Annotated in this window: 12 protein-coding genes; 5 read left to right on the top strand and 7 right to left on the bottom strand. The window is 35.4% G+C overall.

Features of this window, described 5'->3' with window-relative positions:
* Positions 1-55 precede the first annotated feature (55 nt).
* Genes cyoB through cyoD form a run of 3 tightly spaced genes read left to right on the top strand, consistent with a single transcriptional unit; the run spans position 56 to position 3245 of the window.
* A complete protein-coding gene (gene cyoB, locus Bho11B_RS01705; protein WP_035005547.1) occupies positions 56-2074 on the top strand; it encodes a cytochrome o ubiquinol oxidase subunit I in 2019 nt (672 codons plus the stop codon).
* Positions 2071-2742, top strand: a complete 672-nt coding sequence (locus Bho11B_RS01710) for a cytochrome (ubi)quinol oxidase subunit III (protein ID WP_078673499.1) — start codon at positions 2071-2073, stop codon at positions 2740-2742. The genes cyoB and Bho11B_RS01710 overlap by 4 nt, the downstream gene beginning before the upstream one ends.
* Entirely contained in the window at positions 2742-3245 is a 504-nt protein-coding gene (cyoD, locus tag Bho11B_RS01715) for a cytochrome o ubiquinol oxidase subunit IV (RefSeq protein WP_035005551.1), read from the top strand. The genes Bho11B_RS01710 and cyoD overlap by 1 nt, the downstream gene beginning before the upstream one ends.
* A 179-nt stretch (positions 3246-3424) precedes the next feature.
* Here cyoD and fabI read toward each other — a convergent pair whose 3' ends face one another.
* The 3 genes from fabI to fabA are packed head-to-tail and all read right to left on the bottom strand — an operon-like array spanning position 3425 to position 6101.
* A complete protein-coding gene (gene fabI, locus Bho11B_RS01720) occupies positions 3425-4264 on the bottom strand; it encodes an enoyl-ACP reductase FabI (protein ID WP_078673500.1) in 840 nt (279 codons plus the stop codon).
* Positions 4265-4312: 48 nt separating this feature from the next.
* A complete protein-coding gene (gene fabB / locus Bho11B_RS01725; protein ID WP_035005554.1) occupies positions 4313-5533 on the bottom strand; it encodes a beta-ketoacyl-ACP synthase I in 1221 nt (406 codons plus the stop codon).
* 58 nt (positions 5534-5591) lie between these two features.
* The gene (gene fabA, locus Bho11B_RS01730) at positions 5592-6101 is read right to left on the bottom strand and encodes a 3-hydroxyacyl-[acyl-carrier-protein] dehydratase FabA (RefSeq protein ID WP_035005555.1); all 510 of its coding nucleotides are present in this window, start codon (positions 6099-6101) and stop codon (positions 5592-5594) included.
* 221 nt (positions 6102-6322) lie between these two features.
* Between fabA and irrA the strand changes: the two genes are divergently transcribed.
* Positions 6323-6829, top strand: a complete 507-nt coding sequence (irrA, locus tag Bho11B_RS01735) for an iron response transcriptional regulator IrrA (RefSeq protein ID WP_172802084.1) — start codon at positions 6323-6325, stop codon at positions 6827-6829.
* A gap of 61 nt (positions 6830-6890) precedes the next feature.
* Here irrA and Bho11B_RS01740 read toward each other — a convergent pair whose 3' ends face one another.
* A complete protein-coding gene (locus Bho11B_RS01740) occupies positions 6891-7448 on the bottom strand; it encodes an SH3 domain-containing protein (RefSeq protein WP_035005556.1) in 558 nt (185 codons plus the stop codon).
* Positions 7449-8066: 618 nt separating this feature from the next.
* Here Bho11B_RS01740 and Bho11B_RS01745 point away from each other — a divergent pair.
* The gene (locus Bho11B_RS01745; RefSeq protein ID WP_078674131.1) at positions 8067-10967 is read left to right on the top strand and encodes an autotransporter outer membrane beta-barrel domain-containing protein; all 2901 of its coding nucleotides are present in this window, start codon (positions 8067-8069) and stop codon (positions 10965-10967) included.
* A gap of 473 nt (positions 10968-11440) precedes the next feature.
* Here Bho11B_RS01745 and Bho11B_RS01755 read toward each other — a convergent pair whose 3' ends face one another.
* The 3 genes from Bho11B_RS01755 to coaA form a co-directional block, all read right to left on the bottom strand.
* Positions 11441-12283, bottom strand: a complete 843-nt coding sequence (locus tag Bho11B_RS01755; protein ID WP_078673504.1) for an NlpC/P60 family protein — start codon at positions 12281-12283, stop codon at positions 11441-11443.
* A 118-nt stretch (positions 12284-12401) separates the two neighbouring features.
* Entirely contained in the window at positions 12402-13775 is a 1374-nt protein-coding gene (locus Bho11B_RS01760; RefSeq protein ID WP_035005564.1) for a M17 family metallopeptidase, read from the bottom strand.
* 13 nt (positions 13776-13788) lie between these two features.
* A complete protein-coding gene (coaA, locus tag Bho11B_RS01765; protein ID WP_078673505.1) occupies positions 13789-14787 on the bottom strand; it encodes a type I pantothenate kinase in 999 nt (332 codons plus the stop codon).
* Positions 14788-14828: the final 41 nt, after the last annotated feature.

Raw genomic sequence — 14828 nt, forward strand, 5'->3', positions numbered from 1 at the left:
CCATTTTTAAATAAGGATTCTTTTCAATTAGAATTAAATTTGTATAGGATAGAAAATGTTTGGAAGACTTACAGATCCTACAGCAGCTGCTTTTCATGCACTTGCACATGAGCCAATTGTTCTTTATACGTGTATTGCAATTATTTTGGGCGGTTTAGCTGTTATTATTGCTTTAACAGTACTTGGTTGGTGGAAAGTTCTTTGGCAAAATTGGATTACGACTGTTGATCATAAACGAATTGGTATTATGTACATCATTCTCGGCATTATTATGCTTGTTCGTGGTTTTGCTGATGCAATTATGATGCGAACACATCAGGCTTTAGCGTTTGGAAGTGAAGCAGCAGGTTATTTACCTCCTGAGCATTTTGATCAGATTTTTTCAGCACATGGTGTGATTATGATTTTCTTCATGGCTACACCAATTTTATTTGGTCTTTTCAATTATCTTATACCACTTCAGATTGGTGCCCGTGATGTTGCATTTCCATTTGCGAATAATCTAGGATTTTGGATCACAGTTGCGGCAGCAGTATTAATTAATATATCACTTGGTATTGGTAATTTTGGTCGTGGTGGTTGGTTAATGTATCCACCTTTCTCAGAATTGCAAAATAGTCCAGATACAGGAGTGGATTATTATTTATGGTCTCTTCAGCTTTCTGGTATTGCAACAACGATGGGATCAGTCAATTTTGTGGCAACCATTATCAAAATGCGTGCTCCTGGAATGACGATGATGAAAATGCCTGTTTTTTGTTGGTCTGCTTTTGTTAGTAACATTCTTATTTTAGTTATTTATCCTGTTTTAGCTGTTGCGTTTGTACTCTTGGCAGCTGACCGTTATTTAGGCATGAATTTTTTTACTAATGTTGCTGGTGGGAACCCAATGGTGTGGATTAATTATGTTTGGGTTTTTGGTCATCCAGAGGTTTATGTTTTAGTTGTGCCTGCCTTTGGAATTGTTTCGGAAATCGTCTCAACATTTTCTTCAAAGCGCCTTTTTGGTTATGCCTCAATGATATGGGCAATTGTAGTGATCTTGGTTCTTTCGCTTCTTGTTTGGGGGCATCACTTCTTTACAATGGGAGGAGGTGAAGCTGTGAACACTTTCTTTGGTATTGCTACGATGATCATAGCAGTTCCGACGGGTGTTAAAGTCTTTAATTGGTTATTGACTATGTATAAGGGGCGGATTCGTTTCGAACCTCCAATGCTTTGGTGCATGGGAATGATTTTTACGTTTGTTGGTGGCGGATTAACCGGTGTTTTGATGTCGATTGTTCCTGCTGATTGGCAGTTTCATAATTCTTTATTTTTAGTTGCTCACTTCCATCATACGATTATTGGAGGTGTTGTTTTTGCTTATTTAGCTGGGTTAGCCTTTTGGTTTCCAAAAGTTTTTGGCATTAAACCAAATCGTATATTAGGTATTGCATCTTTTTGGTGCTGGTTTATTGGTTTTTACCTTGCTTTCTTTCCAGTTTATCTCCTTGGATTAATGGGTGCTACGCGTCGTCTTCAGCATTATATTGAGCCAGGTTGGCAGCCGATGTTTATGGTTGCTGCAGTAGGTGCTTTTATTATTCTTCTTGGTATACTTTGTTTTGTATTACAAATGCTTTTAGCAATTTGGTATGGTATTAAGCATAAAGGGCGTTTGCCGGTAACATCAAATGATCCTTGGGGAGACGCACGAACACTTGAGTGGTCTATTTCTTCTCCTCCTCCTTCTTATAATTTTGCAGTTATTCCAGAAGTGCAGAGTGAGGATGCCTATTGGGATATGAAAAAGAGAGGTTATCAGCGTCCGACAAGTGGGTTTGCAAAGATCCATATGCCTTCAAATACATCAGCTGGAATTATTGCAGGCTTTTTCTCATTAATTGTTGGCTTTGCTCTTGTTTGGCATATTTGGTGGTTGGTTATTTTAGGATTAGTTGGATTTGTTACAACGATTATTTATCATTCATTAATGGGTGATCATCATGGTTATTATATTTCAGCCGAAGAGGTGCAAAAAACAGAAGATATCTTCACAGCTGTTTTAGAAAAACAAGGGGTAAAAGTATGAGTGCGACAACAATGAATCATGTATGCACGGACGAACATCATCATGATCATCATAGTAGTTCAATAATGATATTTGGATTTTGGGTTTACATTCTTTCAGATTTAATTTTGTTCTCAACATTGTTTTCGAGTTTTGCTGTATTTTCTGCTTCTTATGGAGGAGGTAAAGCTGGTAATGAGTTTATTAATTTAAACTTTGTTTTGGTTGAAACAGCAATTTTATTATTATCGTCAATTACTTATGGGTTTGTTATGGTGTATGCTCATAAGGGATCTCTTGCTAAGCTACGCGTTTGGATGGCAATTACCTTCGCGTTTGGATTATGCTTTGTTGGAATGGAAATTTATGAATTTTATGAACTGCTGAATGAGGTGTTCTATTACGATCCTAATGCTTATGCTGGTGTTGATCCTACAACAGGCATAAAATCTTTTGGGCGAAATGTTCTATCTGCTTATTGGTCAGCATTTTTTGCGTTGGTTGGTACCCATGGTCTTCATGTGAGTGTCGGTTTATTGTGGATGGTTGTAATGTTTTTTCATCTGCGTCGTAGTGGTTTGGATCAGGATAATAAAACACGTTTAACATGTCTCTCAATTTTCTGGCATTTACTTGATATTGTTTGGGTTGGTGTCTTCACCATGGTTTATTTGTTAGGAGCACTGTAATGAGCGTGTATGATAAAAATCATGAGCCAAGTATTGGTTCTTATCTAGTTGGCTTTATTTTAGCTGTTCTTTTTACTTTAGGTTCTTTTATTCCTGTAATGTATGGATTATTAGATAGTTGGGCTATTAGTACAAAGGTTATTTATCTTATTGGGATGGCACTTATACAAATTATTGTACAAATTGTTTTCTTTTTGCATTTGAATTCTGGTCCAGATGCCAGATGGAATCTAACAGCTTTATTGTTTACAGCTATGTGTGTTTTCATTATCATCGGTGGTACTTGGTGGGCTATATCTCATTTGAATTATAATATGATGGGCGGTTCGGGGCGTATTGTTGGACCAGATATCAATACAAATATATTAGAAGAAAAATCCATTAATGTACCAGAAACAATTGAGAGTGTACCAGAAACAATAGAGCAGCCCTCTAACACTTTCGAGACGATTGAACAAACTCCAGAAACAATAGAACAGCCTTCTGAGATATCAGATCAATAAAGCAACTTTTTTGAAGAGAAGAAAATCAGTAATCAATTGTTAAAACTGTTATTGTGAAGATAGAGCCTTTTAATTTTAAAGCTTATAACGTGGCTTTTTGGTTATTAAGGGGTGTTAAATACATTTTTAAAGTTTAAGGTACTTTTCAACTTTATAGTTTTTTACAATAGACGTTGCTACTATTTTTCGTTGTGTGAGTTTTTATTTTCTTGAGCTTCTTCGCTTTGTTTTAGTTCTTCAAGTGTTGGCATAGACAAGACGTTATAGCCTGAATCGACATAATGAATTTCACCTGTAACACCTGATGATAAATCGGAGAGTAAGTAAAGAGCCGCATTTCCAATTTCATTAATATTTACAGTACGACGTAGAGGTGCATTACGGCGTTGGTATGAGAAGATTGCTCGTGCAGATGCAATGCCATTACCAGCTAATGTCCGAATAGGTCCAGCTGAAATTGCATTAACACGAATATTTTGAGGCCCAAAATCTGTCGCTAAATAACGCACCATAGCTTCTAAAGCTGCTTTAGCTATACCCATGACATTGTAATTAGGAACAACTCTCTGTGAAGCTCCATAAGTGAGTGTTAATAATGCACCACCATTAGGCATGAGTTTACCTGCGCGTTGAGCAATTTCAGTAAAGGAATATGCTGAAATAACCATTGTACGATTAAAATTTTCACGTGTTGTAACATCAACATAACGCCCCTTTAATTGCGTTTTATCTGAGAAACCAATAGCATGGACAACAAAATCAATAGTTTCCCACTCTTTTTCAAGATATTCAAATGCACGATTGATACTTTCAACTTTTTCAACGTCACATTCTAGTAGTAATTTACAACCAAGCTTTTCTGCTAGTGGCTGGACGCGTTTTCCAAAAGCTTCTCCTTGATATGTAAGAGCCAGCTCAGCTCCTGCATTTGCTAATTGACAAGCAATACCCCAAGCAATCGAATGGTCATTTGCAATTCCCATAATAAGACCTCGTTTGCCCTTCATCAAACCTTTCATATTATTCTCCATAGACTATGCTAGTTTCAATACACTAAGAGTTCCTGCTTATGTATAGCGTTGGAAAACAAGCGTTGCATTGGTACCACCAAAGCCAAAAGTATTTGATAATACGGTATTAAGTTTTTGGTTATCGAGACGTTTACGAACAATTGGCATATCGGAAAAAGCTGGATCAAGTTCTTCAATATGAGCACTTTCACAAATAAAATTGTGATTCATCATCAACAGTGTATAAATTGCTTCTTGAACACCTGCTGCACCTAAAGAATGCCCAGTTAAAGATTTTGTGGCGGAGATGGGGGGACATTGGTCTCCTCCTCCAAAAATACGACGAATTGCATCTATTTCAGAGGAATCACCAACAATTGTTGCTGTTGCGTGAGGATTAATATAATCAATTTTATTTTTTATGGTTGCAAGAGCCATACGCATACATCTTTCTGCTCCTTCACCAGATGGAGAGACCATATCATGACCATCGGATGTAGCACCATAACCAACAATCTCGCCATAAATTTTAGCACCACGTGCTTTAGCTAATTCCAGTTCTTCAAGAACCAAAACACCAGCTCCACCAGCAATGACAAATCCATCACGATTAATATCATAGGCACGTGAAGCTGTTTCTGGTGTATTATTATATTTGCTGGACATAGCACCCATAGCATCAAATAAAACAGATAATGTCCAATCCAAATCTTCGCAACCACCTGCAAAGATGCGATTTTGCTTACCGTATTGTATCATCTCATAAGCATTTCCAATACAATGATTGGATGTAGCACAAGCTGAGGAAATTGAATAATTGATCCCTTTAATTTTAAAAAAGGTTGCGAGAGTTGCTGAAGCTGTAGAACTCATTGCTTTGGGGACAACAAAAGGTCCAACGCGCTTTGGACCTTTTTGGCGTGTAAGATCAGCAGCTTCAACAATTGATCGAGTTGATGGTCCTCCAGAGCCCATAATAATACCAGTATATTCATTTGATACTTCATTAGGTTCTAAACCTGCGTCAGCAATTGCTCTATCCATAGCAATCTGATTCCACGCTGTTCCATAGCCATGGAAACGCATGGCTCGCCGATCAACAAATTCTTCTATGTTAATATTCGGTTTAGCATAGACTCTACTCCGGAAACCTAATTCAGCGTGCTTGGGTGCGTAGCAAACTCCTGATTTTGCTTCATATAAACTCGTTAAAACAGTTTGAAGCTCATTTCCAATTGCGGAGATAATACCCATTCCGGTTACAACAACTCGATGCATTCATACCTCCTTGTTTCCTATAGAGTAATAAAATACCTTTAACTTGTTGAAAGAATGTCTAACTTTCTTTAAACAAAGCGACACGTAAATCATTGGCTTTATAGATTGTTTCTCCATCTGCTTTTAACCATCCATCTGCTATTCCTAAAACCAAATGTCCACGTCGAATACGTTTAAAATTTATTTCATATTGAAGCAATTTAGTTTGCGGAGTTACCATGCCTGATAATTTTACTTCTCCTGTTGAAATAGCACGTCCTTTTCCTAGTTCACCTAACCATCCAAGAAAAAAACCCGTCAATTGCCACATACCATCTAAACCAAGACACCCTGGCATAACAGGATCGTTGATGAAATGACAATCAAAAAACCATAAGTTTGGAGTAATGTCAAATTCAGCACAAACTACTCCTTTGTTATATTCTCCACCAGTTTCACTGATTTGAGTGATTCGGTGAATCATTAACATTGGAGGTGCAGGTAATTGTGCATTACCTTTACCAAACATTTCGCCGCGAGCGCAGCTTAAAAGCTCTTCATAAGTGTAATGAGACTTTTGTTCAGCCATTGTTATTTCCATATTTCTTTTTTATGCCTCTATCCTAATCTACTTTTAGAGCAAATTTTCAGGAGAGGGAAATGATTTATATTATTTATGGTGAAAAAAGTTTTTTATGTTTCTTATTACAAAGGATTATCATTTAAAATATTTATTATCTTGTTTTTTCATTGTGTTTAAATTGCAAACCAAACTTGCATATGCATGTAGGAAGATTTATAATATCCTAGATGAGTACTGATGACTTGAGATTGAATAAAAAAGAACGATTTATCGAAAATCGTAAGGAAGTTGTGAATTGCCATTCGTTATCTGAGTTAAAAGAGCGTTTGCGTAAAAATGGTTTGCGGCCAACGCGCCAACGATTAGAACTGGCTAATATGATTTTTTTTCAAGGTGATTGCCATGTGACTGCTGAGGAGTTATATGAAGAGGCAGTTAGGTCCGGTGTGCCTGTGTCTTTGGCGACAGTTTATAATACTCTTCATCAGTTTACAGAAGCAGGTTTATTACGGATTATTGCTGTAGAAGGTTCGAAAACTTGGTTTGATACGAATACATCTAATCACTATCATTTCTATGTTGAGGGTGAAAATCGTATTCTTGATATTCCTTGTAATTTGGAAGGTTCTCCTATCATTGAAAATCTCCCTCAACCACCAAACGATATGGAAATTTCACATGTCGATTTAATCATTCGTTTAAGGCCAAAGAGTTCTACAAAGAGTTCTATTTAATTTTACGGACTTCAAGGATTGTATGAAGAATAAAAATAAAATGCTGATAGTTTAAGCTTTTTTAATTTTTAATTTTTTCGTCAGGATAAATTCCCCATAATTGGGTTTGATAAAGCCAGCCACGAGCGTTACGGATGTCTAATTCACACCAGATTCCATTACATTGGCGAATAGTACCGATGATATTAGGTTCTATTTCTGCTACAATTTTCTCATTATCTCCTGGATTTTTACGTAACATGAGTCTGTGTGTTTTGTCCTTTTGCCACGGAATAGTTATTGCAGTTCGTTTTCCTGATAAGAGTGATTGGTAAATCCATCCTTCATCTCCTTCTGCATCACGAACTTTGCGCCATTGATCATATTCTTGGATAATTTCAATAGGGAGTCCCTGCTTTTGATAAGTAAAGATAATAGAATAATTATTTCCTGGCCCAACACGCATATTAACACGAGCAGATTTTATCGAAGCAAATCGTGGAAGTGGTAAACCACTAGGACCTAAATCTTGATTGAGTGTTTGCGAATGTGAAAAGGAAAGAGACCCAAATAGAAGCCCTCCTGTCATTAATATACATGATAAGAGTACAAAAAAACGAAACCAAATAAAATGTTTCATATTTACACCTCTTTTTCTTCATTTATGTAATTTGCCATTTGAGATACGGAGGATAGATTCGAAACTTTATTCGAGCATGGCATACATTTGGTTAAAAAGGTCTAAATACTCCGAATATTATTATAAAAAATAGCTCAAATAGTATATAGGTTTGAAAATTTTTATGTCAGTTCAATACAATCAATCAGTCATGTATTTGCTATGAAATTTTTTCTACAAAGTAGTAAAATATATGATTTTTTTCCTGTTTATGAAATGTAGTGCCACTTTAAGGCGTAGCGCTTAAATTAATATCATAAACTAGATATCTTGATATGATAAAATATGATAAAAATTCGTTTCCAAGTAAAGAGTAATGATTCTTACATAGAAAGATGATCTAAGGTAATCGATGATATCGAGCATGAAAAAGTTTTGTTTCTTGCAAAATAAGATATCTCATTAGGAACATCTGACAATTTATTTCTTGCTTTACATAAAATACATAACGTATTAAATAAAACACATAATGTATTAAATTAAAACAATTGCAAAGATATGATAATACACTTTTTAGTTGTTAAGATATATCTTTCGAGATGTTAATTTTGATTGGAAGGAAAAAATTGAGGCAAAATTATGCTTAAAGTTTTTAAAAATTACACTTACGTTTGTGCTTGTACAACAAGCGCCTTTTTCTTTTTACAAAATATAGATGTTAATGCGACATCTGAAATGACAGATTGTTCAGAGAGTAGTTCTTTTCTTAAATGTTCTGATGGTAAAACACATACTTTTACGAGTAAGAGTTATCAATTAAATGAGCAGAAGGGTTCTTCATTTTCTAAGGCAGTATCCGCAGAAAAATCAGGGACAGTTATTAATGCGGAGAACATTACCATTACTAACTCTAAAACAGGTGTATTTGCAAAAGAGTATGGAAAAGTTATTTTGCAGAATTCAACTATCAAGGAAGTAGCAGAAGGCCTTTCCGCTAGTGAAAATGGGGCAATTAAAATGGTGGGTGGAACAATTAATTTGAATTATTATGAGAGAAGTATAGGAGTAAGCTCGTGGAGTAGTCAAGGAATAGAGTTAGAGAATGTGAATATTACATTGAGAGAAGGGAAGGAACAGCGTGCTAATATGGGTTTATATGCTGGATGTTCTCTTAATAAGATGTGTAATGCCAAAATTACAATGACAAATGGGTCAATAGATGTTGTTGGTACAGGTGCTGTAATAGATAAGTCATCTCAGGGTGATATTTCCTTAACTAATGTAAAAATTACAGTGAAGAGTGGTGGAAGTAATGAGTACCCTTATGATTCTTTAGGGATGTATATCGCCAATAATAACAGTAAGCTTGAAATGATAAATGGGTCAATTGATTTTACAAATGGAGTGGGGGTGCTTGTAGGAGAAAAGGGACATGCTGATTTAGATGGTGTCATAATTACTGGAAAAAACAACGATGATAAGGGAACAACAGATGATAGAGGTGGATTGTATCTAGATACAGGGGGATCTATTTTTTTAAAGGATGGGCGAGTTTCTGTTTCTAATACTTATGGTATAACAATGTATCAGCCTGTAAACAGAAATATGGTGGGGGAAAAGGTCGATATTGAAAACTCAACTATTACAGCTGAAAAATATCCAGCGATTTATATCACAAAACAAAATTCTTTAATGGAAAATTTTTATGCTCATGAGAAAATATCTATTGTTAAATTATCAAAAAATTCTAATATCTCTGGCGATCTTTTATTAAAAGCCAAGGGAGGAATTATAGAAATTCAGGCTGATCAGTCTACCCTCAAAGGGGGGGTTTCTATCGCTAATGGAGCTCTTGTAAATTTTAGTTTGAAAAATAACTCAACCTGGACTTTGACAACAAGAAAAAATAACAATTTTACAGATCAAAGGCATTTGAATAACATCGCATGGTTTATAACATCTTTAGAATTGAATCATAGTATTGTTCAGTTTGATACACCAAAAAATTTTGTTTATCAAACACTTAATGTTGGAAAAGGATCGGGTGTTGTTTATAATGCTGTGAATGATGCAAAGCTTTACTTGAACGTTTTTATTAGTAAAGAAAATAACATTAACGACCAAAAGACTGATAGGCTTTTGATTCATGGCAATGTGTCTGGTACGACCACTGTTTACGTTACTGGCCAAAATGGAAGTTCGAAAGATGATATGGGGAGGAATGGGAATACTCAGGGTATTTCGCTTATTCAGGTTTCCGGTACGGCACAAGAACATTCTTTCAAATTGGAAGGTGATTATATTACAATTGATGGTTCACCTTATCAGTATGTTCTTTCTGCTTATGGTCCAGGTTCTTCTCGTGGTCAGGCTAGTCTTGATCAAAAGTTAGTTAGTGGTAATGGAAGTAATTTTTGGGATTATCGCCTGCAGAGTAAATATATTTCTCCACGAGTACAACCATCACCACCAAAACCAGCGCCAGTACCACCGGAATCATTACCACCGGTACCGGAACCACCAACGCCATCCAAACCACAGGATCCCAGAACACCAGATTTACCTGGAAAAAGAATACCGGCGGTTGTGCCACAACTCCCAAGTTATTTGCTTTTACCTCATGCTTTATTTCATACAGGCTTGGTAGATGTAAGTAATCAACATGAACTGTTGGAAATCATACAAAATGCTTCTCATGAGCCTGATAAAAATAGAAAGACAAGCTTTTTTATCCGTGGTTATGGTAGTAACCATCATTATACTTCAAATTTATCCGTTTTTGAACATGGTTATGGAGCTGATCTTGACTATAATAATGTGACAGTAGGTATTGTATTAAATACATTAGAGAGTAAACATAGTGCTTCGTCTTTTGGAGTTATGGGCAGTTATGGTCAGCTCTCTCTTCAGCCTCGTGCGGTTAAACAAAGTCAAAAGAGTGTTTTTAATAAATGGTCGGGAAAGCTTTATGCTAATTTGCATCATGATACAGGCGTTTATGCAAATGGCTTTATCTCTTATGATTTTTTTAAGGGCGATGTTGTCACTCTTTCTCGTGGAAAAACAGCAGAATTAAAAGGGGGGCTTTTGAATGCTTCTTTGATAGGCGGTCATGCAATTATAACAGGCTATAATGGTCTTATTATTGAGCCGCAGCTTCAAGTTATTTATCAGTCTCTCATGTTTGATCAAGCGCGTGATATTGATCGGTTTGATATTGATTTAGGAAGCCATGATCAATTGATAGGGCGGATTGGTGGTTGTTTAACGAAAGTTGTTTCTGCTTCCGAAAAAGCACATGTTGTTTCCTTTTATACCAAACTTCATGTTGCGCATAGTTATGAAAAGAAGCGGATAGTGCATTTTAAAGACGCTTTTCAGTTAGGTGCATTTGGTTCTACAGTTGAAACAGGGATGGGTGTTCATGCTCAATTGTCTAATACTATAACATTCCATGGCGATTTGTTATACCAACATAAATTAACCAAAGCCGGCTTTTCTGGAATTAGTGTTTCGGGTGGCTTGCGTTATCAATTTTAGCCTTTAAAGATTAGTCTTGTTTTTATTTTGAACAATTATTTGTGAGTTTCGTTAAGTTGTTTAGCCAAACTCACAGAGATTCTAATTTCCAGGAATATTTCTTTATATCTTATGGTCATATCAAGGTGTTAACAACATATTGAATAGTAGTTTACACATTTAATTTAATGACAGCTTATGCAAAAAGATGAAATTATTTATGTTTAAAATAACTTCATTTACCCTTAAAAGAGTCTATAAATATGAAGCTTTTAATAAATTATATAGAGATAAATTAGAAATATTTCATTTTGTTTATATGATTCTTATTAAAAAAATAATCTATAATATCAAAAGATTAAATATAGAAAAATTTGTTATTAAAAGAATTATAGAGTGTATTTACAAATATTAAAAATTCAAAGTAATTCGATAAATAAAATGTTCTAAAATAGCATTTAAGATATTACGCTATTAAATTTTGTAAGATGTTATTAAAGTGGTCGACGTTTTGCTACAGGATATTTGTGATTTTTAGCAATTCGTTCAACTGCTTTTTCTAAAGGTTCAACCATAACATCCATAGAATAACCATTTGAATGAATAATATTTTCATAGTCAATCATAATTGCAACATGACCTTGCCAAAAAATCAAATCACCTCGTTCAAGAGTATCAGTATCTGTTAGTGGTTTTCCTATAGTTTGCTGTTGCATACTAGTATCACGTAAAACTGCTTTCCCTGCCATCATCATAGAAAGTTGAACTAGTCCAGAGCAATCAAGACCAAAGCCACTAACACCTCCCCAAAGATAAGGTGTGCGAATAAAAGTTTGAGCAACAGTTACATAATCTTTGAACGTATGTTGAATAGGATGAAGATGAGAAGAAATAATAGCTGTTCCATTTTCAAGAATAGAATACATTGTACCACGTGTTTCAGTTACATCAACAACGGTTACTTTACTTCCCATAGACAAAGCACGTTCTACAGCCTTTTTTAAATCAGCTTGCGAATATTGGAAAGTACGAGGAACTGAAACAATATGCGTTTGTTTTATGGTTGATGTGCAAAGAATTTGTGTATCAATATAACCTACATAACCATCTTTAAGCGATTCTACCTTTGACATGGTTTCATCTTGCTCAAGGAGTAAGATTTCTTCTCCGAAGAGGCATTCTGTTTGCCTTTCGCTTTTCTTACTGTTTTCTTTAAATAGACCTGCAACAGCTGTATTAACGCGTCTTTTTTCTCCTTGGACAGAACATGGAGTTTCAAATTGCTGATTTGTGAGGATATCTTGAGATATATGCAACGGTGAATTTTTATAAGGCATTTTTTACCTCTAATGGACTAGCAGCAAATATTAATGGATCTCTTATCCAATAGAAAGAATAAAAAGAATAAAATTATAATTTGTCCAAATTATTGTACATCCTTACCAATTATTTATATCAAATTTGATCTTTGAAGAGTTTATAAAGAGCACGAATAGCTTGCGCGGTTCCACCGACAGGATAACCTGGTGTTTCTTTTGGAGACCATCCATAAAGGTCAAAATGAGCAAATTTTTCTGCTTTTTCGACAAAAGAATTTAAAAATAAAGCGGCAGTTATAGAGCCAGCAAAGTTATTTCCGGATGTATTATTAATGTCCGCAATTTGTGATGATAACATTTGTCTATAGGGTTTCCAAAGTGGCATTTGCCATAGAGGGTCAGTAATGGAATTTGCTGATTGAGAAATTTTCTGTGCCCATATTGGGTTGCTACAATAAAATGCAGGGAGATCTGGCCCTAATGCTATGCGTGCTGCTCCAGTTAAAGTAGCCATGCAAATCATGAACTGGGGGCTTTTTTCATCACCATAAGTTAGGGCATCAGCAAGAATAAGTCGGCCTTCGGCATCTGTATTGCCAACTTCAACAGTTAATCCCTTACGGCTTTGAAGGATATCACCTGGCCGGAAAGCATTAGCAGAAATGGCATTTTCAACTGCAGGAATTAAAACACGCAGACAAAAAGGAAGTTTTGCATCCATGATTAGTTTTGCTAATCCCAAAACATGCGCACTACCACCCATATCCTTTTTCATTAATAGCATATTATTGGCAGATTTAATATCTAATCCTCCGGAATCAAAAGTTACTCCTTTGCCAACCAATGTGATTTTAGGATGGTTTTCTTGTCCCCATTGTAGTTCAATGAGTCGTGGTGCAATGTTGCTTGCTCGTCCTACAGCATGAATCATTGGAAAATTTTGTACTAAAAGATCATCTCCACAAATACTTGTGACATGAGCATTATAAGTCTGCCCTAGTTGGCGTGTTGTTATTTCGAGAGTGTTAGGATCCATATCATTAGCTGGAGTATTGATAAGATCACGGACCCAAAAGACAGTTTCATAAATTCGTTTAAGTTCATCTAGATCAATTGCGTTATGTACATGGATCGATAGTGATTTAGAAGGGGATTTTTGACGATAGCGGTTAAATTGGTAACTCCCAAATGCTAATCCAAGATAGGTATTCATTTCATTTGAGGTAGTTCCTTCTAAATGCCAATGGCCAGTGGGGAGATTTTTGGGAAGGAGTCCTGTGATGAAAGGATTTTCTTGGTCACCAAGTCCAAATAAAACTTGTTTTAATTGTCCTGTTTCGTGGGGAACAAATAATATTTGTCCTGCTTTTCCAGTAAAGCCATTAACTTTCATCCATGAGGTTTTTGATGAATCAAGAGTTAAATTAGCAAAGTTTTTTGTATCAATTAAGAGGATAGGGCAGCTCTTATCAGAACGTGTAGCAGTGAAATTAATTTGATGTTGAAGCATGTGTTTATAATCCTTATAGTTTTCGAAGTGCAACATATTCAACTAAATGATTTTTTCCCTTTCGTAGAATAAGATCAGCTCGCGGTCGTGTTGGTAATATATTTTCTTGTAAATTTTTTAGATTAATTGTGTACCAAAGGTTTTCAGCAATTTTTAAGGCCTCTTCTTCATTTAACAGTGCATAACGATGAAAATAAGATTCGGGTTTTTGAAAAGCTGTTTTACGTAACTGTTTAAAACGCTCTAAATACCATTGATGGATCACTTCTGTTGCAGCATCTACATAGATTGAGAAATCAAAAAAGTCTGAAACAAAAGGTACAATTTTTCCATCTTTAGGATAATCACTAACTTGAAGGACATTAACACCTTCAACAATTAAAATATCGGGCCGGTCGATAATAATTTTTTGATTTTCTAGAACATCGTAGATCATATGCGAATAAAGCGGTGCACTAACATTACTAATGCCTGATTTTACGTCAGAAAGAAAGCGCAGTAATTTTTTAATATCATAGGAATCAGGAAATCCTTTACGATTCATACGATTTTTTGCTTGTAAAATGGCATTAGGGTAGAGAAATCCATCGGTTGTAACAAGATCAACTTTAAGACTAGATTTCCATCGTTTCATGAGTTCTTGAAGAATACGTGCGGTTGTTGATTTTCCAACCGCAACAGAACCAGAAATTCCAATAATAAAGGGTGTTTTTTTGGTATCTGCTTGATGCAAAAATATTTGACGTTTTCGGAAAAGTTCCTGTACGGCTTCAACATGGTATGATAAGAGACGCGCTAAAGAAAGATAAATACATTGCACTTCTTCTAAATCGATAGGATCATCGATTGATCGTAAGCGTTTAATTTCATCAAAAGTTAAGGTAAGCGGGGTATTTGCGCGAAATTGAGACCATTCTTGTACAGTAAAAAAAGTGTAGGGAGAATATTGATCAGAAACGTAATTGATCAAGTTATCTTCTTGATTGTTTTTGAATTGAGTAGTATCAAGCATCTTTATTGGCCAAGAGTTTTTAGATTATTTTTTAGAAATTG

The organism is Bartonella sp. 11B (assembly GCF_002022625.1).
Lineage (GTDB): Bacteria > Pseudomonadota > Alphaproteobacteria > Rhizobiales > Rhizobiaceae > Bartonella > Bartonella rochalimae.

What these genes read in the sequence shown, in the direction of transcription:
- cyoB (WP_035005547.1), top strand. Translation starts at nt 56, where the DNA reads ATGTTTGGAAGACTTACAGATCCTACAGCAGCTGCTTTTCATGCACTT.
- Bho11B_RS01710 (WP_078673499.1), top strand. Translation starts at nt 2,071, where the DNA reads ATGAGTGCGACAACAATGAATCATGTATGCACGGACGAACATCATCAT.
- cyoD (WP_035005551.1), top strand. Translation starts at nt 2,742, where the DNA reads ATGAGCGTGTATGATAAAAATCATGAGCCAAGTATTGGTTCTTATCTA.
- fabI (WP_078673500.1), bottom strand. Translation starts at nt 4,264, where the DNA reads ATGAAAGGTTTGATGAAGGGCAAACGAGGTCTTATTATGGGAATTGCA.
- fabB (WP_035005554.1), bottom strand. Translation starts at nt 5,533, where the DNA reads ATGCATCGAGTTGTTGTAACCGGAATGGGTATTATCTCCGCAATTGGA.
- fabA (WP_035005555.1), bottom strand. Translation starts at nt 6,101, where the DNA reads ATGGCTGAACAAAAGTCTCATTACACTTATGAAGAGCTTTTAAGCTGC.
- irrA (WP_172802084.1), top strand. Translation starts at nt 6,323, where the DNA reads ATGAGTACTGATGACTTGAGATTGAATAAAAAAGAACGATTTATCGAA.
- Bho11B_RS01740 (WP_035005556.1), bottom strand. Translation starts at nt 7,448, where the DNA reads ATGAAACATTTTATTTGGTTTCGTTTTTTTGTACTCTTATCATGTATA.
- Bho11B_RS01745 (WP_078674131.1), top strand. Translation starts at nt 8,067, where the DNA reads ATGCTTAAAGTTTTTAAAAATTACACTTACGTTTGTGCTTGTACAACA.
- Bho11B_RS01755 (WP_078673504.1), bottom strand. Translation starts at nt 12,283, where the DNA reads ATGCCTTATAAAAATTCACCGTTGCATATATCTCAAGATATCCTCACA.
- Bho11B_RS01760 (WP_035005564.1), bottom strand. Translation starts at nt 13,775, where the DNA reads ATGCTTCAACATCAAATTAATTTCACTGCTACACGTTCTGATAAGAGC.
- coaA (WP_078673505.1), bottom strand. Translation starts at nt 14,787, where the DNA reads ATGCTTGATACTACTCAATTCAAAAACAATCAAGAAGATAACTTGATC.